The organism is Halomonas sp. Mc5H-6 (genome assembly GCF_024124705.1).
GTDB lineage: Bacteria > Pseudomonadota > Gammaproteobacteria > Pseudomonadales > Halomonadaceae > Vreelandella > Vreelandella subterranea.
This window is the reverse complement of sequence record NZ_JAMXSI010000002.1, coordinates 392886-412352: the sequence shown is the minus strand read 5'-3', so window position 1 is coordinate 412352 and position 19467 is coordinate 392886. Positions and strand designations below refer to the sequence as shown.

Annotated in this window: 17 protein-coding genes; 12 read left to right on the top strand and 5 right to left on the bottom strand. The window is 59.2% G+C overall.

Translation table 11 applies throughout. The features are described from left to right. Positions 1–22: 22 nt before the first annotated feature. The 8 genes from NH395_RS05245 to NH395_RS05210 all read left to right on the top strand — a co-directional run bounded on the left by NH395_RS05245 (position 23) and on the right by NH395_RS05210 (position 9067). Positions 23–745: a murein L,D-transpeptidase catalytic domain family protein gene (locus NH395_RS05245; protein ID WP_253022922.1), complete on the top strand. Its 723-nt coding sequence runs from the start codon at positions 23–25 to the stop codon at positions 743–745. 25 nt (positions 746–770) lie between these two features. Then, the gene (locus NH395_RS05240) at positions 771–1817 is read left to right on the top strand and encodes a patatin-like phospholipase family protein (protein ID WP_253022920.1); all 1047 of its coding nucleotides are present in this window, start codon (positions 771–773) and stop codon (positions 1815–1817) included. 298 nt (positions 1818–2115) lie between these two features. Next, the gene (locus NH395_RS05235; protein ID WP_253022918.1) at positions 2116–3468 is read left to right on the top strand and encodes a NarK family nitrate/nitrite MFS transporter; all 1353 of its coding nucleotides are present in this window, start codon (positions 2116–2118) and stop codon (positions 3466–3468) included. Between the two features lie 67 nt (positions 3469–3535). After that, positions 3536–4798, top strand: coding sequence for a nitrate regulatory protein (locus NH395_RS05230; RefSeq protein WP_253022916.1), 1263 nt, complete (start codon positions 3536–3538; stop codon positions 4796–4798). 99 nt (positions 4799–4897) lie between these two features. Continuing rightward, on the top strand, positions 4898–5584 hold the full coding sequence (locus tag NH395_RS05225; RefSeq protein WP_066316919.1) for an SDR family oxidoreductase: 687 nt from the start codon (positions 4898–4900) through the stop codon (positions 5582–5584). 142 nt (positions 5585–5726) lie between these two features. After that, entirely contained in the window at positions 5727–6719 is a 993-nt protein-coding gene (locus tag NH395_RS05220) for an LLM class flavin-dependent oxidoreductase (RefSeq protein WP_066316921.1), read from the top strand. A 76-nt stretch (positions 6720–6795) separates the two neighbouring features. Next, on the top strand, positions 6796–7302 hold the full coding sequence (locus NH395_RS05215) for a GNAT family N-acetyltransferase (RefSeq protein WP_253022914.1): 507 nt from the start codon (positions 6796–6798) through the stop codon (positions 7300–7302). A 106-nt stretch (positions 7303–7408) separates the two neighbouring features. After that, the gene (locus tag NH395_RS05210; RefSeq protein ID WP_253022912.1) at positions 7409–9067 is read left to right on the top strand and encodes a diguanylate cyclase; all 1659 of its coding nucleotides are present in this window, start codon (positions 7409–7411) and stop codon (positions 9065–9067) included. Here NH395_RS05210 and NH395_RS05205 read toward each other — a convergent pair. Both NH395_RS05205 and NH395_RS05200 read right to left on the bottom strand, forming a co-directional pair. Continuing rightward, the gene (locus NH395_RS05205) at positions 9058–9621 is read right to left on the bottom strand and encodes a DUF1415 domain-containing protein (RefSeq protein ID WP_253022903.1); all 564 of its coding nucleotides are present in this window, start codon (positions 9619–9621) and stop codon (positions 9058–9060) included. The two genes, NH395_RS05210 and NH395_RS05205, sit on opposite strands and share 10 nt — an antisense overlap. Before the next feature lie 78 nt (positions 9622–9699). Beyond that, positions 9700–10368: an FCD domain-containing protein gene (locus NH395_RS05200; RefSeq protein WP_066316927.1), complete on the bottom strand. Its 669-nt coding sequence runs from the start codon at positions 10366–10368 to the stop codon at positions 9700–9702. Between the two features lie 174 nt (positions 10369–10542). Here NH395_RS05200 and NH395_RS05195 point away from each other — a divergent pair, with 174 nt between their 5' ends. From NH395_RS05195 to NH395_RS05180, 4 genes are all read left to right on the top strand, one after another. Beyond that, complete coding sequence (locus NH395_RS05195) at positions 10543–11109, top strand: chromate transporter (protein ID WP_253022901.1); 567 nt, start codon at positions 10543–10545, stop codon at positions 11107–11109. Beyond that, positions 11106–11636 (top strand): chromate transporter, encoded by a 531-nt coding sequence (locus NH395_RS05190; RefSeq protein WP_092826908.1) that lies wholly within the window; start codon positions 11106–11108, stop codon positions 11634–11636. The genes NH395_RS05195 and NH395_RS05190 overlap by 4 nt, the downstream gene beginning before the upstream one ends. A gap of 67 nt (positions 11637–11703) precedes the next feature. Next, entirely contained in the window at positions 11704–13551 is a 1848-nt protein-coding gene (locus NH395_RS05185) for an ABC transporter ATP-binding protein (protein ID WP_253022900.1), read from the top strand. A 297-nt stretch (positions 13552–13848) separates the two neighbouring features. After that, positions 13849–14097, top strand: coding sequence for a hypothetical protein (locus NH395_RS05180; RefSeq protein WP_253022898.1), 249 nt, complete (start codon positions 13849–13851; stop codon positions 14095–14097). A gap of 40 nt (positions 14098–14137) precedes the next feature. On the opposite strand, the gene NH395_RS05175 is transcribed toward NH395_RS05180, so the two are convergent. From NH395_RS05175 to NH395_RS05165, 3 genes are read right to left on the bottom strand one after another with little or no spacing between them, the layout of a single operon-like run. Next, entirely contained in the window at positions 14138–15862 is a 1725-nt protein-coding gene (locus NH395_RS05175; RefSeq protein ID WP_253022896.1) for a bifunctional protein-serine/threonine kinase/phosphatase, read from the bottom strand. Positions 15863–15864: 2 nt separating this feature from the next. Then, the gene (gene cobA, locus NH395_RS05170) at positions 15865–16764 is read right to left on the bottom strand and encodes a uroporphyrinogen-III C-methyltransferase (protein WP_253022894.1); all 900 of its coding nucleotides are present in this window, start codon (positions 16762–16764) and stop codon (positions 15865–15867) included. After that, positions 16724–19444 carry a nitrate reductase gene (locus NH395_RS05165; RefSeq protein ID WP_253022892.1) on the bottom strand — a complete coding sequence of 907 codons (2721 nt, stop codon included), beginning with the start codon at positions 19442–19444 and terminating at the stop codon, positions 16724–16726. Before NH395_RS05165 ends, cobA begins: the two co-directional genes overlap by 41 nt. Positions 19445–19467 lie beyond the last annotated feature (23 nt).

Here is a 19467-nt window from a genome sequence, read left to right as displayed (position 1 = left end):
TCCACTTCCAGGATGGACTTATATGGTGCCATTTTTTTCGCTTCGTACCTGGCTTATTTGGCTGCCCACCACGTTATTGTCACTTCCCGTCCACGCTTCCAGTTTTTTTAGTCAACTCGATAGTGAACCGCCGGATGGCGTTCTGCCGTTAAATCATCAACTGCTTCAGCTCGCACCAGACGCCAGCCCGGATGCGCTTCGCCTCGCCGCCCAGGCGCTCAGCTGCCGCGACCCTCACGCCGAGCGCTTGGCGGTGATCGATTACTCACTGCCGTCAACCGAACCACGGCTCTGGGTGTTCGATCTGGCCCAACATGAATTGATGTTCCAGGAACTGGTCTCCCACGGTCAAGGTTCGGGGGATGCCCAGGCGGAGACGTTTTCCAACATCCCCGACAGCCACCAATCCAGCATCGGGCTGTTTAAGACGATGAACAGTTACTACGGCCGCAATGGCTATTCACTGCGCCTCGAGGGCCTGGAGGCGAACGTTAACGACAACGCCTATGAGCGCGCCATCGTGATCCACGGTGCCGACTACGTCAGCGAAGCCTTTATTGACCAGACAGGGCGGCTGGGACGCAGCCACGGCTGCCCGGCGGTTCGCGAAGAAATCACCTATCCCTTGATTGATAGCTTAAAGGGCGACCACTATGTGTTTGCCTATTACCCTGACCAGGAATGGGTCGCGACCTCACAGGTGATAAACTGCCCCAACGCGCCGTCACTTGCCAACCGCTTTTAACGCCCTATATCCAGGAGGCAAGCCCATGATTCCCCCCAAATCCTTAGACCTGGCATTACAGGGCGGCGGCTCGCACGGGGCCTACACCTGGGGCGTCATTGACCGCTTGCTGGCGGACTCCCGGGTCGAGATCGAGGGCATCAGCGGCACCAGCGCGGGGGCAATGAACGGCGTGGTCATGGCCGATGCGCTCACCCGCGGCGATAAAGAAACCGCCCGCGAGGCACTGCGCGACTTCTGGCAGGCCGTTAGCCGAGCGGGCATGGCAAGCCCGATCCGTCGCTCACCGCTGGACAAGCTGACCGGCAACTGGAGTCTCGAACACTCGCCCGGCTATATCGCCATGGACCTGATGAGCCGACTGGTCTCGCCCTATCAGTTCAATCCCCTCAACGTGAATCCTCTGCGTGAAATTGTGGCCGAACGGATCGACTTTGATCGGGTCCGCCGCTGTGAACAGCTCAAACTGTTCGTGACTGCCACAAACGTCCGTACCGGCAAGCAGCGGGTCTTTCGCCGCCATGAGATGAGCCTGGATGCGGTCATGGCCTCCGCGTGCCTGCCGTTTGTGTTCCAGGCCGTCGAGATTGATGGGGAAGCCTACTGGGATGGGGGCTACATGGGTAATCCGGCGCTATTCCCGCTGATGGAAGAATGTAGCGCACGCGATATTCTGCTCGTTCAGATCAACCCCATTCGACGCGACACCTTACCGACCACGGCGTCGGCCATCATGAACCGGCTTAACGAAATCACCTTCAATTCAGCGCTGATCAAAGAAGTGCGCATGATCGCCATGCTTAAACAGGTGCTTGACGCCCAGGGGATCGAGAACTGCTACCAGCAGGCATTGTTCCATCGCATCAGTGGTGAAGGCGCGTTACTGCCCCTGTCGGTATCCAGCAAGCTGAATGCCGAGTGGCCCTTTCTTTGCCATCTGTTTGAACAGGGCCATGCCGCTGCCGACCGCTGGCTGGAAGACAACATCGACGCGCTCGGCGAACGCTCCACGCTGGATATCGACGACGTCTATCTGGATGAAAGCTCGGCACCTTCTACAGCACCAAACTAGGCCAAATCCGGTGTGCTGATGCCCAATAATGCAGCATTAACGCAACCGTTATCTTCCAAACCTGCCCCTCAACCATTATTCAGCAAACGATAATTCACTGATTTAGATAAAAAAATACAACCATGGCAACCACTTTGCATAATTACAGGCAGTGGTGGTAGGCGTGGACCAGGCCCAATCGGGTACGAGTGCGTCGAACCTGACCTTCAATGAAGAAGGCATGTTCTCGTGAACCGATGACGCTGCGTGCTTCACGCGCAGGGTATTGAACTCGTAACAGAACCCGTGAGGCCATCCCATGGATATTCGCAACAAAGCCAACCGTATTCGGTTGCTCAATTTCTCTACGCCGCAAATGCGTGCCTTCCATTTTTCCTGGTTTGCTTTCCATCTCTGCTTTTTTGGCTGGTTTGGCATTGCGCCGCTCATGGCAGTGGTACGTGAAGACCTCGCCCTTACCCAGACCCAGATCGGCAACACCATCATCGCCTCGGTCGCCATCACCGTCATTGTCCGCCTGGTAATCGGTGTATTGTGCGACCGCCTGGGACCGCGCAAGACCTATTCCGGCTTGTTGCTGCTCGGCTCCATCCCGGTAATGGGCATTGGCCTGGCCGACAGCTTTGAAACCTTCCTTCTTGCGCGCCTGGCTATCGGCGCCATCGGCGCGTCATTTGTGATCACCCAGTACCACACGTCCATCATGTTTGCGCCCAACGTTGTGGGTACCGCCAACGCCACCAGTGCAGGCTGGGGGAACCTGGGCGGCGGCACGACCCAGATCGTCATGCCGCTGATCTTTGCCGGCATGCTGATGCTGGGGGTCAACGAGGCGCTGGGCTGGCGGCTAGCCATGGTCGTGCCGGGCGTTGTGCTGTTCTTCACCGGCATTGCCTATTGGCTGTTTACCCAGGACGCCCCCGACGGCAACTTTGACGAACTGCGCGCTCGCGGCGAACTGCCGCCCGCCAGCGGCGAAAACGGCGCGCTACAAAGCTTTACCGTCGCGGCAAAGGATATCCGCGTGTGGGCGCTGTTCGTCGTGTATGGGATTTGCTTTGGCGTGGAGTTGACGATCAACAACATTGCCGCCATCTACTTTTTCGACAATTTTAACCTGACGCTTGCCACAGCTGGCCTGATTGCGGGCCTGTTTGGGTTGATGAATATCTTTGCGCGTACACTGGGTGGAATATTTTCTGACCTGTTTGCCAAACATGGCGGCTTGAAGGGACGCGTACGCTGGTTACTGGTCGCCCTCATTTGTGAAGGCATTGCCCTGATCGCCTTCTCACAGATGCATATACTGAGCCTGGCGATTGGCATCATGCTGGTGTTCAGCCTCTTTGTTCAGATGGCCGAAGGCGCTACCTACGGGGTGGTCCCCTTCATCAATAAAAAAGCCCTGGGCGCGGTGGCCGGTATTGTGGGCGCGGGCGGCAACGTAGGCGCCGTCTCCGCCGCCTTCCTGTTCCGCAGTGAAAGCCTGACCTATCAGCAAGGTCTCTTCTACCTGGGGCTAGCCGTCCTTGCCTTGGCCTCATGCGTTCTGCTGGTTCGCTTCAGCGATGCGCAAGAAGCCGAAGAGGCAACCGCCTACCGAGAAGCGGTCGGCGACGATACCGGGGCGGGCGCCCTATCGTTACGCTAAACGACGCCGATTGCGCACTTTCCTGAAAGTGCGCAATCAATGGCGGTGAGCACAAAGGAAACGCATTATGTCTTCAGCTCAACAGCTACTGTTAACCGCCAAACGCTGCGATATCGATAACCTGACCCATCTGGCGACAACGTGTGACATTGTGGGCGATATCAGCCACTTCATTCACATGCTGCAGCGTGAGCGGGGTGCGTCGACGATTTTTCTGGTTTCACAGGGCACCCGCTTCAAAGAACGCCGCGCGACTTACCGCCAGCATAGCCAGGATGCCGAAGCACTGATGCGTCGTCGCCTCGAGGCATTAAGCCAGGAAGCTCGTCCCCAGGCCGCTGCGCGTCTACTGCGTCGGATTGCAACGGTATGGGCAGCGCTGGACGAACTCAGCACGCTGCGCCACGCCATCGACACCTTTGCCATTACCCCGGACGCGGCAACTCAGGCCTTCAACCAACTGACCAGCGGGCTGCTGGCGATTGTCTTTGAAGCGGCCGATACGGCTGTCGACCCTGATATCACCCGCGCTCTGGTCGCCATTTTCCATTTGATGCAGGGCAAAGAACTGGCGGGGCAGGAACGCGCATGCGGCGCCTTTGGCTTTACCCAGGGGTATTTTGACGACGCCCATAGCGCATTGCTTGGCCAACTGATCGACGACCAGCAGCGCTGCTTTGATACCTTTGAGGAATTCGCTTCTCCCGAAGCACAGCAACATTGGCAGGAGGAGCTCTCGCCGCGCACGCTCTCGGGCATCCATCAATTGCGCGACATTGCCCGCCAGCGAGCCTCGCATCCAGATACATCGGACTCACTGGGTGAAACCTGGTATGAACTCACCACGCTGCGCATCGACAGCATTAAAAACGTGGAAGATGCCTTCAACGCTCAGCTGACCGCCCTGTGCCATAGCAAGATTCAGCAAGCCACCGTCGCGCTGGAAAAAGCCAAAACAGAGCCTTGCCGTAATTCGCCGGCGCCTTGCGAACAACTGCTGGCCTTGAGCAACGGTGAGCCTCTGGGCGACTTGACCGCCAATGCGCTTAATTCGCCCCTTGGCCGGTCATTGATCGAATTGACCCAGGCGCAATCAAGCCGATTGCAGGGGCTGAGCGACGAATTGGAAAATACCCGCAAAGCCCTGCGTGAACGCAAGCTGATCGAACGGGCGAAAGGCCTGATCATGGCCCACCAGGACATGACAGAAGAAGAAGCGTACCGGTTTTTGCGCACCACCTCGATGAATCAGAGCAAAAGCATGGCGGACATGGCGCAGTCGATTCTCGACCTATCCACCATCCTCAAGCGCAAAGAAGCCGGGTACTAACGCCCCCTCTTTTTCATTCGCAGGCTTACGATTTGCACAACCGCGCTCAATTAGCCATGCTAAATAGGATGTTATGGCTAATCGTATGGAGTGCATAGGATGCAAAGAAACGTATTACTGATTACCGGGGCCTCCAGCGGCATTGGGGCGGCTACCGCTAGAGCTGCTGCCCGTGAGGGCTACAAGCTGGTCTTGGCCGCCCGCTCGACCGACAAGCTCACCGCCCTTGCCCAGGAGCTAGGCCCTGAAAATGTGCTGACTTGCGAGCTGGATGTCACCCAGATGGACGAACAGCGCGCCATGGTCGACGAAGCGCTGGAAACCTTTGGCCGAATCGATGCCGTCTTTGCCAACGCCGGTTGCGGTGGTTCACCGGGCGGCTTCAGCGGCGCCGACCATGAACGTTGGCAGGAAATGATCTTGACCAACGTCTACGGTGTGGGTTTAACCCTCCAGGCATGCTTACCGGCGCTCAAACGCAGTAAAGGCCATGTGCTGTTAACCGGCTCAGCCGCAGGCCGTGCAACCATTCCAGGCTCCATGTACAGCGCGACCAAGTGGGCCGTTACCGGCATCGGCTACAACCTGCGCGAAGAGCTACGCGGTACCGGCATGCGGGTAACGCTGATTGAGCCCGGCATGGTCGATACGCCGTTCTTTGACGAACCGCCCGAGCATGCGCTGGCAGACCGCGACATAGCCAATGCGGTCATTTACGCCCTATCGCAGCCTGCCCATGTCGACGTCAACGAAATTCTGATTCGCCCTACCCCGCCAATGGAATAACGTGGTTTGCCGACACCCTGCCTTGTAATTCATCGATCCTGGCCGCATAACCATTAATTAACAAGCGTGCTAATGATTTGCTTGACGACCATACGTCGTCATTTCATTGGCACGCTCCATCTTCCGGCCTTATAGGTGATGCATGAGCGCACTCGCGTCTACCGCACTATCCGTACTGGACCTTGCCCCGATTCGTCAGGGCGGCAGCGCTGCCGAAACCTTTCAAGACAGCGTTTCTCTTGCCCAACACACCGAACAACTGGGGTATCAGCGCTACTGGCTGGCGGAACATCACAACATAGAGGGCATCGCCAGCGCCGCGACGGCGGTGCTGATTGGCCATATTGCGGGGCAGACCTCGCGTATTCGGGTGGGCAGTGGGGGCATCATGTTGCCCAATCACCCGCCACTGGTGGTCGCCGAGCAGTTTGGCACCCTGGAAACCCTCTACCCCGGGCGCATCGACCTGGGTCTTGGTCGTGCGCCGGGCTCGGACGGCGCGACCATGCAGGCGATGCGTCGCCATGCACGGGCCGGGGTTGATGACTTCCCCGCGCAGCTCGACGAGCTACGCGGCTATCTTGGCGATGCCTCGCCCCAGCAACGCGTCAGGGCCGTGCCCGGCCAGGGTACGCATGTGCCCATCTGGCTGCTTGGTTCCAGCGGCTTTAGCGCGCAGTTGGCCGCCAAACTTGGCCTGCCCTTTGCCTTCGCCGCGCAGTTTGCGCCAGGCTATCTGTTTGAAGCACTGCGGCTGTATCGTGAGAACTTCCAGCCCTCGGCGCATCTGGATGCCCCCTATGCCACGGTCGGGTTACCCGTCATTGCCGCGGAAAGCGACGCCATGGCGGAATACCTGGCGACCACCGCCCAGCAGAAATTTCTCAACCTGATCCGCGGCAAGCCAACGGTGTCGCTGCCCCCGGTGGAACAGCTGGACTGGTCCCCCATGGAACGCGCCCAGGTCGAGCAGTTTCTGGGCGCGGCCATTATTGGTGGGCCTGACACGGTCAAAGCCCGGCTTGCCGACTTCCAGGAGCGCACGGGGGCCAACGAGTTAATGATCAACAGTGACTTCTACGACCATCAGGACCGGTTAAGAAGTTACCAGATAGTTGCCGAGGCAGCTCGATAACCGCCTATAATGGCCATCAGTCTTGCATAGCGGCTGCCGATGGCAGCCGAGCCAACCCGATCAGGTACACCGCACCATGTCTGCGCTCATTTATGCTCCAATGTCACACGCTGACTTCATGGCGTTCTGGCCAACCTTTCAACAGGTTGTGGCGGCCCAGGAAACCTATGCCATCGACCCGGATATCACCGCCGAAGATGCCTACCAACTTTGGTGTAATGCCCCACAAGCCACGTTTGCGGTCAAGGATGAAACCGGCACACTCCTCGGTACCTACTATTTAAAAGCCAATGCGGCGGGGCCTGGTGACCATGTCTGCAACTGCGGTTATATGGTGGCCCCCGCCGCGCGGGGCAAAGGGGTCGCCCGTGCCATGTGCGAGCATTCACAGCAGTTGGCTTGCGAGCAGGGTTTCAGCGCCATGCAGTTCAACGCGGTTGTCTCCACCAACGAGGTGGCGGTCGCACTCTGGCAGCGCCTGGGGTTTGCCATTGTGGGGACGGTGCCTAACTCTTACCGTCACGCCCGCCTTGGCGAGGTCGATACCTACGTCATGCATAAAACCCTTGAACACCAGCGTTAAAATCCACCACGTCAATGGCATTGGTGCAGGTTGCTCACCGGTATCCTTCGTGATTGGATACCACTTCGTATTTCTTAACGATTTTTACGCCCCACGAGACACCTGAATGCCAGACAACGCCCTGCGACTAAGCCAGATATCCCTGCGTACACGCTTTACGCTACTCGCTGTTGCCCTGGTATTTGGGACGACCGTCCTGCTTGGCTGGGTCGCCGCTCGACAGTCAGCTGATCAGTTGGAAGCCAATATCGGCGCTTCTACGGCAGAGTCGGCCTATCAGATGGCCGATAAGCTGGACCGCAGCATGGACGCGCGTATTAAAGAGGTGAAATTGTTATTGGGCATTGAAGCCCTGACCGACGGCACCGATAACGATACCCTTCGCGCCCAGTTAGAAACGCTTCAGGATAATTACAACGTCGTGTCATGGATTGGCTTTATCGACCCCAACGGTGTGGTTCAAGCCGCCACCGGTGGCATCCTGGAAGGCACTTCCATTGCCCAACGCCCGGTCTTTCAAAACGGTCAAGACGGCATGTGGATAGGGGATGTTCACGACGCGGTGCTGCTATCGCAGCTATTGCCCAACCCTTATGGCGAAGCGATAAAGTTTGTGGATATTGCGACCCCGGTCTCCGGCCAGAACGGCACTTTCCTGGGTGTGCTTGCCGTTCACCTTAGCTGGGAATGGGCGGAGTACATTCAGCGTGCGATGTTCTCGCCTGCGCAACAGCGCCAGGGCACCGAAATGCTGTTACTGGCAGCCGATGGCACCGTCTTGCTTGGGCCCGACGATATGCTGGGACGGTCTGTTCCGGGCCTATCCAGCCTGCATTTACAGGCCAGCGCCAAGCCCTCATGGGCAATTGAGACATGGCCTGATGACCAGCGCTATGTGACGGGTGTGGCCCGCAGCCAAGGCTTCGAGGATTTTCCCGGTCTGGGCTGGGTGGCGGTTAGTCGTCAGCCGGTTGAGCAGGCGTTTGCTCCCGTGGAGCGACTCACACGTGTGATCATGGGCATCGGCGTACTGCTGGCCATGGTGTTTGCCGTGGTTGGCTGGGTTATCGCGTCGCGGCTGACGACACCTTTAACCCGTCTTTCTCACGCCGCAGACACTATCCACGATGCCAGCCAACCCACCAACGAGATCCCCCTGGAAACAGGTTCGCCGGAATTGATGCGCCTCTCCACGTCAATGCGCAACATGGTCGGACGCCTGCTCGACCAAAACCGTACCATTCGCCGCCTTGAAGACATCGCCAATAGCGACCCACTGACCGGCTTGCCGAACCGTGCCTTCCTAGATCGATATCTTGCGCACGCCCTGCCCGAGGCCGAGCGCCAACAGCAAAGTATTGCGCTGGTGTATATTGACCTAGACGGCTTTAAGGAAGTGAATGACGAGCTGGGTCATCATGCGGGTGATCTGCTGTTAATCGACATTGCCAAGCGCTTGCAGGAAGTGCTCCGGGCCAGCGATGTCGTCGCTCGATGGGGGGGTGATGAATTCGTCATGGCCTTGAAAGCCCCCCGGGACCAATTACCGACGTTGACCCAGGCGATAAGCGAGCGCCTGCTTGCCTCCATTTCCCAACCCATATCGTTGCCTGAGCATCCAGCGGTGACCGTCAGCTGCAGCCTGGGAGCCGCGTGGTGGCCAGAGCACAGCCATGACATCGAAGACGTCATGCAGTTTGCCGATGCGGCGTTGTATGTTGCCAAGCAGCAGGGCAGACATCGGCTGGTGATTCATCAACCCTGATCATCGAGGCGGCAGCTGCGTTGCCACAACTGCTCCACAGCCTCAATGCCCATGCCATTCAGCAGGGCCACATTACGCTCAGGGATCGCGTCGGTATCGCCATAAAACTCGATCGCCTTTTCGACGCTCTCTTCACGCAGCAGATGCACCATCGGGTAGGGGGAGCGATTGGTATAATTGGCAGCATCGTCGGCATCCGCATCATCAAAACAGTAATCCGGATGAAACGATGCGAGCTGATAGATGCCTTCATATCCCTGGTCAATCAGGATGCTTTCGGCGAGCTCAACAAAATCCAGATAATGGTCAAAGCTCTTAAACAGCGTGGGAAACACCAGCAGCGTGGTTTCTGTCTCCGGGTGCTCGTCTAGCCAGTGCACCTCCACCATCAGTTCTTCCAGCGCCACTTCCAGTTTTTTCGAGCGCACCACTTCAACCCGAACCGCCTCCCGCGCCAGCTCGCGGCTGGCAAACGGGCAGATATCGTGGGCCACAACAAAGCGGTTCACCCAGTTCAAGGTCTGTGTGATGACCGTGCTATCTGCGTCTTGCATGCCTGCTCCCCGTCCCCTTCGGTAGTCTCGCCGATGCCTGCCATCGCCAACAGCGCAATAGTCTACACGCCATACGCACTAGGCGTGTTCCTGATAACGCTTGAGGGCCACCTGATAGGATTTATGGATATGATCGTCCATGAGCGCGCGGGCAGCTTTGCTGTCACGCTGCAGGGCAAGCTCTACCAGTTCGTGGTGCTGTTCATCGAGGGTTTGTCTTACCGTCGGCATTTTGGGGCCCAGACGACGGTAGCGATCAAACTGGTCATGCAGCTGCTCGATGAAACGCAACAGCCAAACCGAACCGCAGGGCGCCACAAGGGTGCGGTGAAACTGGCTGTGCAACACCTCCCACTCCTCGCCTTTTTCCAGCGATAGATCTGCGCGTTTCAGGCGATGGGCGGCGGCCAGCAGTTCGGCCTCCCATATGTCGTCGCCGTGCTGGATCGCGCGTTCAAACGCCATGCCCTCGAGCTCGAGTCGCATATTGGCAATGTCATCCAACTCGCTGCGCGATAGCGTCGGCACTCTAAAGCCACGCTGATTTTCCTGAATCAACAGGCCATAGGCGGCCAGCTTGTTGAGCGCCTCACGCAACGGGCTCAAGCCAACGTGATAATGCTCCTTGAGCGCGTTGATCGCCAATTTCTCGCCCGCGGCAAAGCGTCCGCCGACTAAATCCCGGCGTAGCGTCTCGTAAATACGGCTGGATGCCGTGCTGATAACCGGTTGAAGATGCTGGTTCATATAAGATCCTTTTTCATCCTGACGCCCATGCCGCTAAACGCTGGAGTTGACGCCCTGGGAAGCCCTCGCTTATATTCTATTTTATACATAATAATCGATTTTTTAACTGACAAACGATAAACAAGGGTCGGCCATGCGCTGTTTCTCATCATTGACCTTGCGAGGTCATCGTCCATGACGTCGTCGACAACATGGCAACTGTTCTGGGCATTCCTGCGCGTTGGCCTGTTAGGGTTCGGTGGCGGTCCCGCCATGATTCCCCTGGTGCGTGCCGAAGTCGTCACCCGCCATCACTGGCTGACCGATGAAGAATTCGCCGATGTACTGGCGATCGGCAACACGTTACCCGGCCCTATCGCCACCAAGATGCCGGGCTACATCGGCTATCGGGTGGGCGGCGTCAGCGGCTGTACGGCGGCGGTTATCGCCATCATTCTACCCATGATCATTGCCATGATAGCCATGTTAAGCATTTTCAGCCGTTATCGCGATGTTGGCTGGATTCGCGGCATGGGCCAGGCGGTGGTGCCCGTCGTCATGGTCATGATGGCACAGTTGACGTGGGACTTTTTTGATAAATCGAAAGCGGCGCTGGGCTGGCTTACCAGCATCATAATGGCCATTGTCGCTGGCGGGCTTATCTACTGGCTCGGTGTTCATCCAGGCTGGGTGATTGGCGCCATTCTGCTGGCGGCCCTGCTGCGCCCTAAAGGCAATAAAAAAGCTGAGGGGTCGGCATGATCTACTGGGAGCTGTTCCTCGCTTTTTTTATTCCCAATATTATCGGTTACGGCGGCGGCCCGGCGATTATTCCGCTGATCGAGACCGAAGTCGTTGGCCGCTACGGCTGGATGACGGCGCAAACCTTCGCGGAAACCCTGGCGCTGGGTAATGCCCTTCCCAGTCCTATCGCCACCAAGATGGCCGGTTACATCGGCTATGAAGTCGCCGGTATTGGCGGTGCCTTCGTGGCAGTGGCCGCCACGGTCATCCCGACACTGTTGCTCATGCTGGGTGCGCTGGGTCTTCTGTATCGCCATCGCAACTCTCCCCGCGTCAAACGCATGAGCCAATGGGTGCGCCCGGTTATCGCCATGATGATGGGCTGGCTGACCCTGGGCTTTTTGCTCGAAAGCCTTAGTTCAAGCGGCACGATTCACACCCTGATTATCGGCGTCGTTGCTGGGATTGCACTGATTCGCTTTAAAACGCATCCCGCCTTTGTGGTCGTGGGAGCGCTGATTTATGGCGGGCTTTTCCTGGGCTGACCTGGCTATCCTCGCTTAATCATCGCATCATGGCAGTCCTTTCTGCCAGGTATCTGCTTGTTGCCATATGCCGCCACCCTCTTCTGACGCCTCTACCGCGCCACTCAGCAGCTTTCTTAGCGTGTTTGGCTACAGCCGCCGAGCGCTGGGCCTGGTATGGGAAACCTCGCGCTGGATGATGCTGGGTTTAGCACTGTGTACGCTGGTCGCCGGCGTGCTGCCTGCCGTTGCTGCCTGGGTCGGCCAGTTGATTGTGGATGGCGTGGTGAGTGCCATGGATGCCCATCAAGCAGCCACTGATCCCAACCTGCTGGTATCGATTACCCCGGTACTCAAGCTGGTTGCTTTCGAGGCACTCATTATTGCCCTGATTGCGCTGGCCCAGCGCGGGCTTGCCGCCCAGCAGTCATTACTGCGCGCACTGCTGGGCCAGAAGGTCAACGTGATGATCCTGGAGAAAGCCGGCCAGCTCTCGCTTAGCCAGTTCGAGGACTCGGAGCTTTACGACCAGTTGACCCGGGCGCGTCGTGAAGCCTCAACCCGCCCTCTCGCCCTGGTGAATAAAACCTTTGGGCTGTTACAGAATGCCATTTCGCTGGGCAGCTTCGGGGTCCTGCTGGTGCAGTTCTCGCCCTGGGCACTGCTGATTCTGGTCGCCGGTGCCCTGCCGGTGTTTATATCGGAGGCCAAGTTTTCGGGGGACGGCTTTCGGCTGTTTCGCCGACGCTCCTCGCAGACCCGCATGCAGATTTATCTGGAGACCGTACTCGCCCGGGAAGACAGCATCAAAGAGGTGAAGCTGTTCGGCCTTGAAGGGCTTTTTCTCAAGCGCTACCGCGATATCTTTACCCAACTGTTCGCCGAGGACCGGCGCCTGACGCTGCGCCGGGAAAGCTGGGGGTTTGTGCTGGGATTGCTGGGCACCCTCACCTTCTACGCGGCCTACGCCTGGGTGGTCATTGAAACGATTACCGGCGCACTGACCCTCGGCCAGATGACCATGTACCTGATGGTCTTCAAGCAAGGACAGGCCGCGCTTTCCGCCAGCCTGACCGCGATTAGCGGCATGTACGAAGATAACCTCTACCTATCCAACCTCTACGAGTACCTGGAACAGCCGGTCGAAGCGGACACAGGCACCCTGACCCGGGGCGAATTGCCCGGCGACGGCCTGCGCTTTGAAAACGTCAGCTTTGCCTATCCGGGCAGCACACCGGTATTGCACGATATTTCCCTTCACCTATCCCCCGGGCAGAGCCTGGCCCTGGTAGGTGAAAACGGCTCGGGCAAGACAACGCTGATCAAGCTGTTGACGCGGCTTTACCAACCAACCGGGGGGCGCATCCTGTTGGACGGCAGCGATTTACGCAATTGGCAGGCAAAAGCGCTGCGCGAGCGTACCGGGGTGATTTTTCAGGACTTCGTGCGCTATCAATTGCAGGTAGGCGAAAACCTGGGCGTGGGCGACACCCATGCCTATCACAACGAGCAGCGTTGGCAGGAGGCCGCCCGCCACGGGATGGCAGATGACTTCATCGCCAATATGGCCAGCGGTTACCAGACCCAACTGGGCCGCTGGTTCAAGAACGGCCAGGAGTTGTCCGGCGGCCAGTGGCAGAAAATCGCCCTTTCACGTGCTTACATGCGTGAAAACGCCGATATTATCGTGCTCGACGAACCCACCGCCGCGATGGACGCCGCTGCCGAAGCAGAAGTGTTTGCCCGCTTCCGTGCGCATAGCCGCGACAAGATGGCGATTCTGATCTCCCACCGCTTCTCCACCGTACGCAGCGCTGACCTCATCCTGGTCATCGACCAGGGCCGTATCATCGAGCGCGGCACCCACGAGGAACTGCTCGCCGCAGACGGCCGCTATGCCAAGCTGTTTCGACTTCAGGCGGCGGGTTACAGATAGCTAACTAAACTTGACGCTCTCATGAGCATCGGTTATAAGGTAAGAGCTGCCTTTTAAAGGCAGCTCTTATTAACGAGACTTTCTCAGAGACCTCACCATGCGCTGGCAAATCCCCGCGACACGAATGAACAAGCTACATCGCATTATGAATAATGCGGTATCAGCTTGTTGCTGTCGCGCGCCAGGGATGTAGTGAGGAAATTGGCCGCGGCAAGTGTCGCGGCCATTTGTTTTATCGTTACCTTTGATATTTCCTGATCGCGATGTTGCCCGGCCTCCCAACCCAGGAGACCGACAATGGCATTCGCAACCCTTACCCGCAAACTACTCAACGCTTTAAAGCACTCGCGCACGCAGCGTCGGCTTTATGAAGATCCGCGTTTTCATGATCCCCACCTGCTAAAAGATATCGGCTTACGCTGGGAGCAGGGCCAACTGGTATCCATTCACGGGGTAGAGGAAACAGACCAGCGCAACCAGCGCCATCAGGCTGAAACCCGTGACGCCCACGAAACATGTCCATACTGCGGGAGTCGGCTGACATAGCGATCGCCCCGGTCACCAGCAGTGGCCGGGGCGTTTACGTTTATTCAGGCATATTGACCAAAAGCACCACGATAATGACACCCAGCAAGGCACACAGCCACTGCCAAAAACGCACCGGGTCGCGCTCCAGGAGCGGCGGGCGCGATTGCTTCAGGGTGCCTGGGCTTGGCGAGCGCAGTTCGAAAATAAACTCCGAAAGCGCCGGGTAGCGGTGTTGAGGATTCGGATGCAGGGCTTTTTTGAGCACCTCATCCACCCAGGCGGGCAGCTCACGGTTTTCACTCAGCGCCGATTGGTAAGCAAGCTTGCGCTGGGCAGCCCGGGTACGGGTTTTGGCCACCGCGGTGCCGTAGGGCAGCGTACCGGTCAGCATCTGGTAGGCAATCACCGCAAGGGAGTAAAGGTCCGACCTTGGGGTTCCACCTTCGCCCAGAAAATACTCTGGCGCCGTGTATTGCGCCGTGCCGAGAATATCCTCACCATCCGCCTCGTCGGCTTCAGCAATGCCCGCCACCCGGACGGCTCCAAAATCAATCAAGCGCACCGTTCCATGGCGATCGATCATGATGTTGTCCGGACGTACATCCTGGTGGAGCATTTCCAGGCGGTGGAAGGCACGCAAGCCTTTGGCTACTTGCTCGATAATACCGCGGACCTCGACCAGATCGGGCTCAGGGTGGTCACGCATCCACTGGGTCAGGGTCTGCCCATCGATATACGCCCATACGCTGTACAGGTAACGCCGGGGCTTTCGCTGCTCGGGCGCCGAGAGCACATGGGGGTTGTCGATACGCCGGGCGATCCACTCCTCACGCACGAAACGCTCGACGCTGGCGGGGTCTTCGGCAAGTTCGGTGGATAACGTTTTCACCACGACGTGCTGCCCGCTTTCCGGGTCGTGCGCCAGATACACATGGCTGCGGGCGCTGGCGTGCAGGGAGCGTATGATGCGCAGGCCGTCCAGCTCGCTGTTGGGACGAAGCTCGGGTGGCGATGGCAACCCGCCCAGCGCATCGTATAGTTCATCGGCGTCCCGGTCGGGCAGCGTTTCGATGCGCACCAGTTGGACCGTCAGGTTATCGTCGCTGCCATTGGCCAGCGCCGCGTGCACCAGTGCCTGGGCAGCCACGTCCAGGTCGGCGGCATTATCCTGGATCATCGCGGTCATGGCTTGGGGAGACAGCCACTCGTACACGCCGTCGGTGGCCAGCAAAAACACATCGCCTTCGCTGAGCGACACCGCACGATAATCGAGCTCCAGGTGCTGGCTTGCCCCCATGGCGCGGCTTAGATGGCTCACCTCACGGGAGGCCCAGAAGCGATGGTCTTCGGTCAGTGGCTCCAGCGAACTGCCCGCCAACTGGTAAATACGGCTATCACCGACATGAAACAGGTGCGCGGTGGCCGATTTAATCACCATGGCGCTCAGCGTACAGACATAGCCGCGGTCCATGTCGTAACGGTATTGGCTCTGCCGGGTTTGCGCATACAGCCACGCATTGGTGGCCTGAAGCACGCGCTGGGCCGCATTCTTGACACTCCAGGAGGAAGGCGTGGCGTAGTAATCGCCAAGAAAGCCACCCACCGCGGCTTCGCTGGCCTCACGACTCACCGTGCTGCTGCTGATGCCATCGGCCAACGCAATGGCGATGCCCTTATGACGCTGCTGGGCACCGTCGGGCAAATAGGCGCCATAAAAATCCTGATTGCTCGGCTTACGGCCTTTATCGGAATACTGGCCCAGGGAAATGCGCAGCGTTGCCATACTCAGTAAGCGGCGTTATGGATATCGAGAGCCGCCGGGCTTGTCGCCACACGCGTCACCACGCTGCCCACCATTATCACACAGGGTGACGGTAGCGGTGAGGCGGCGAGCTGTAAGGGCATATCCGAAAGCGTGCCCACTAACGACTGCTGGTCCGGCTGGCTGGCGTTGGCCACCAGCATGATCGGCCAGTCATCGGGCAGACCCGCATCGCGCAGGCCAGCGCAGATCGCCTCGACCTTGGAAAGCCCCATGTAGAACACCAGGGTTTCGTCACGCCGAGCAAGCGCCGACCAGTCCGGGGTGCCGTCTTCACGGCACAGCTGGGCGGTGACAAACCGAAGCTGCTGGGCGTGGCCCCGGTCGGTCAGCGGAATGCCCATGCACGCCGCCGCCGAAGACGCCGCCGTAATTCCCGGGACGATCGTGGCGGGTACATGAGCGGCAGCCAGCGCATCCAGCTCTTCGCCCATACGGCCAAAAATGGCCGGGTCGCCACCTTTAAGGCGCACCACCGACTTGCCCGACCTGGCAAGCGTGACCATCAAGGCGCCAATCTCGGCCTGTGGCATGCTGTGGTGCCCGCTGGCCTTGCCCACATAATGTCGCTCGGTGCCACGTGGAATCAGCGCCAGCACGTCGTCGCCCACTAGCCGGTCGTACACCACGGCGTCTGCCTGGCCCAACAGGCGAGCCGCCTTGAGCGTCAGCAGCTCGACATCGCCACTACCGGCCCCGACCAGATATACATGCCCAGGCTGACAATCGCCCTTGAGCGGCAGGCGATTCGACGTATAACGGTCGAGTTTCTCCCCCCCTACCCAGCCTGGATTGAAACGACTCACCAGCCGCGCCAGGGAATTACACCACTTCATGAGCGGAACTTTGCTTAGCGCGTGCATTGGGGCGCTCCTCTTCCAATAGCGATTTCAATTCAGGAATGCAACTGCCGCACTGGGTCCCGCAGGCAAGCCGTGCGCCCAGCGCCTCCACGCTGGTGTCGCCATGCCGGATGGCGTCAACAATCGCGGTTTGGCCCACCTGATGGCAGCTACAGATCACCGGGCCAGTATCCGCCGCGCCGTCATCACAGCCTGCCAACAGGCGCCGACGATGGGTATCGTCGATACGGTCATCGTTAAAACGCGCTTCCAGCCAGGCGAGGCCAGGTAGCTCATCGGGCGGCCCTACCATCAACCACCACTTGAGTTGGTCATTTTCCACACCGGCCGCGCGCAGGCCACCCTTCGCGACATCTTCGCACCAAAGCGCTGGTGGTGCGGGCAACCACGCCGCCAGCGTGGCAAACCAATCGCTAACGGCCGTCGCCCCTGCCAGTTGCCAGCGTTGGCAGCCGCGCATAGGGATATGCGTCCAATAGTCGCTTTCGCACCAGGCGGGGCGTCCCGCAGGCATGACGCCGTTATCGGCAACGAGCAGCGTTGCCTCCCAGGCAGGTGCCAGGGGTGCCAGCGCCACGGCGCCATGCTTGGCTTCGGGCTGGCCGGAGATCGGGTCCATGATACGCTGAATCAAGGCGCTGCTGCGTGCATTCTGGCTGAAACAATCCGTCCAGTGAATAGGCACGAACACCTCGCCGCGACGCTGGGCCTTGGATACCCTGGCACGGGCCCGGTATTGCCCCGTGGCGGCGGACAAGACGGCGAGCGACTGATCCTTTATGCCCGCTTCGGCGGCATCGTCAGGGTGGACATCGATAAAGGGCTCAGCGCGGTGATTCATCAGCCGCGGCGAGCGGGCGGTGCGCGTCATGGTATGCCACTGATCGCGTATCCGCCCGGTGTTGAGACGCAAAGGATACGCTTGGCTGAGCCTCTGTTCGGGCCCCCGCGGGGTAATCGGCAGCAACCTGGCGCGGCCGTCAGGCGTGGCAAACTGCCCATCTTCAAACAAGCGGGCTGTCCCGTTGGGGGCCTGGGCATTTACCGGCCACTGGATCGGCGTAAGCGCGTCATAGCCGTCGCGGCCTAGGCCCGCGAGGCCTGAAATATCGAACAGCCGTTGGGTAGTAGTGGCATTTTCAAAGCCTGACAACCGTGCGTGCTCGTCGAATATTTCGCTTGGGTGGGTGTAATCAAACGCCTCCGTAAAGCCCATCTGCTTGGCAACATCGCAGATGATCTGCCAGTCGTGGCGGGCCTCGCCGGGCGGCGGCAGCATGCCCCGCTGGCGCGAAATACAGCGCTCGGAGTTGGTCACCGTGCCGTCTTTTTCAGACCACCCCGACGCGGGCAGCACGATGTCGGCGTAGGGCAGCAGGTCGGTATTCGCCGCGCAATCCGAGACGATCACCAGCGGACACTTTTCCAGTGCCGCCCTCACGTGGGCGGCATCGGGCAGGCTAATCGCCGGGTTGGTGGCCATCACCCAGAGCGCTTTTATCTCGCCACGCGCGATGGCGTCAAACAGCTCAACCGCTTTGTAGCCAGGGCCATTCGGCAACGTGGTCACCAGGTTGTCGGTGGCCCAAAAGCGGCTGACCAGATCTCGCGCCCCGGGGGTGTCGTAATCCATGTGCGCCGCCAGTTGGTTGGCCAGGCCGCCCACCTCGCGTCCGCCCATGGCATTGGGCTGGCCGGTAATCGAGAAAGGCCCTGCCCCCGGCAGACCGATTTTGCCCCCCGCCAGGTGGCAGTTGATGATCGCATTGCACTTGTCGGTGCCGCTGGACGACTGATTGACCCCCTGGGAGTAAAGCGTTACCACGTGCAGCTGGCTGGCAAACCAGTAGTAGAGGGTTTCCAGGCGCTCGGCATCGACCTCGCAGGCAGCCGCCACCTCAGCGATGGAACCAGCCGATTGCCGGGCGGCGCTTAGCGCATCGTCAACGCCTTGGGTATGGCGCTCCAGATACACCGTGTCCAGCTTGTTCTTGGCCGCCATCCAGGCCAGCAGGCCGTTGAACAACTCTGCGTCGCTGCCGGGTTTAATACCCAGGTAAAGGTCGGCGATTTCGCAGCTTTCGGTCACGCGGGGGTCAATCACCACCACGCGCATCAACGGGTTACGCTCTTTGGCAACCTTGATGCGCTGGTAGAGCACCGGATGGTTCCAGGCCAGATTGGACCCCACCAGCACGACCAGTTCGGCCTCTTCCAGGTCTTCATAGTTACAGGGCACCGCATCGGCACCGAAGGCGCGCTTGTACCCCGCCACCGCCGAGGCCATGCACAGCCGCGAGTTGGTATCCAGATGCGGCGTGCCCAAGAAACCTTTAAACAGCTTGTTGGCAACGTAATAATCTTCCGTCAGCAGCTGGCCCGAAAGGTACGCCGCCACACTTTGGTTGCCATGCTTGGCCCGCAGGGTGTTTAAGCGTTCGGCGGTGACACTTAAGGCCCGCTCCCACGAGACCTCTTCGCCATCTACACGCGGCTTGATCAGACGCCCCTGCTCGCCCAGCGTTTCGTGCAGCGCTGAGCCTTTGACGCACAGCCGCCCGAAATTGGCGGGGTGTTCACGGTCGCCCTCGACAGCACTCAGCGTGCCATTCTCCGCCATGGTCGCGTTAACGCCGCAACCAACGCCACAGTAGGGGCAAGTCGTTTTGACTTGGTGCATGATGACTCCTCGGCAAATTGCAA

Bases quoted from the DNA above. Each gene is read 5' to 3' on its own strand.
- NH395_RS05210 (WP_253022912.1), top strand. From the start codon at position 7,409: ATGCCAGACAACGCCCTGCGACTAAGCCAGATATCCCTGCGTACACGC.
- NH395_RS05230 (WP_253022916.1), top strand. From the start codon at position 3,536: ATGTCTTCAGCTCAACAGCTACTGTTAACCGCCAAACGCTGCGATATC.
- NH395_RS05245 (WP_253022922.1), top strand. From the start codon at position 23: ATGGTGCCATTTTTTTCGCTTCGTACCTGGCTTATTTGGCTGCCCACC.
- NH395_RS05240 (WP_253022920.1), top strand. From the start codon at position 771: ATGATTCCCCCCAAATCCTTAGACCTGGCATTACAGGGCGGCGGCTCG.
- NH395_RS05190 (WP_092826908.1), top strand. From the start codon at position 11,106: ATGATCTACTGGGAGCTGTTCCTCGCTTTTTTTATTCCCAATATTATC.
- NH395_RS05220 (WP_066316921.1), top strand. From the start codon at position 5,727: ATGAGCGCACTCGCGTCTACCGCACTATCCGTACTGGACCTTGCCCCG.
- NH395_RS05235 (WP_253022918.1), top strand. From the start codon at position 2,116: ATGGATATTCGCAACAAAGCCAACCGTATTCGGTTGCTCAATTTCTCT.
- NH395_RS05165 (WP_253022892.1), bottom strand. From the start codon at position 19,444: ATGCACCAAGTCAAAACGACTTGCCCCTACTGTGGCGTTGGTTGCGGC.
- NH395_RS05185 (WP_253022900.1), top strand. From the start codon at position 11,704: ATGCCGCCACCCTCTTCTGACGCCTCTACCGCGCCACTCAGCAGCTTT.
- NH395_RS05215 (WP_253022914.1), top strand. From the start codon at position 6,796: ATGTCTGCGCTCATTTATGCTCCAATGTCACACGCTGACTTCATGGCG.
- NH395_RS05195 (WP_253022901.1), top strand. From the start codon at position 10,543: ATGACGTCGTCGACAACATGGCAACTGTTCTGGGCATTCCTGCGCGTT.
- NH395_RS05205 (WP_253022903.1), bottom strand. From the start codon at position 9,621: ATGCAAGACGCAGATAGCACGGTCATCACACAGACCTTGAACTGGGTG.
- NH395_RS05175 (WP_253022896.1), bottom strand. From the start codon at position 15,862: ATGGCAACGCTGCGCATTTCCCTGGGCCAGTATTCCGATAAAGGCCGT.
- NH395_RS05200 (WP_066316927.1), bottom strand. From the start codon at position 10,368: ATGAACCAGCATCTTCAACCGGTTATCAGCACGGCATCCAGCCGTATT.
- NH395_RS05225 (WP_066316919.1), top strand. From the start codon at position 4,898: ATGCAAAGAAACGTATTACTGATTACCGGGGCCTCCAGCGGCATTGGG.
- cobA (WP_253022894.1), bottom strand. From the start codon at position 16,764: ATGCACGCGCTAAGCAAAGTTCCGCTCATGAAGTGGTGTAATTCCCTG.
- NH395_RS05180 (WP_253022898.1), top strand. From the start codon at position 13,849: ATGGCATTCGCAACCCTTACCCGCAAACTACTCAACGCTTTAAAGCAC.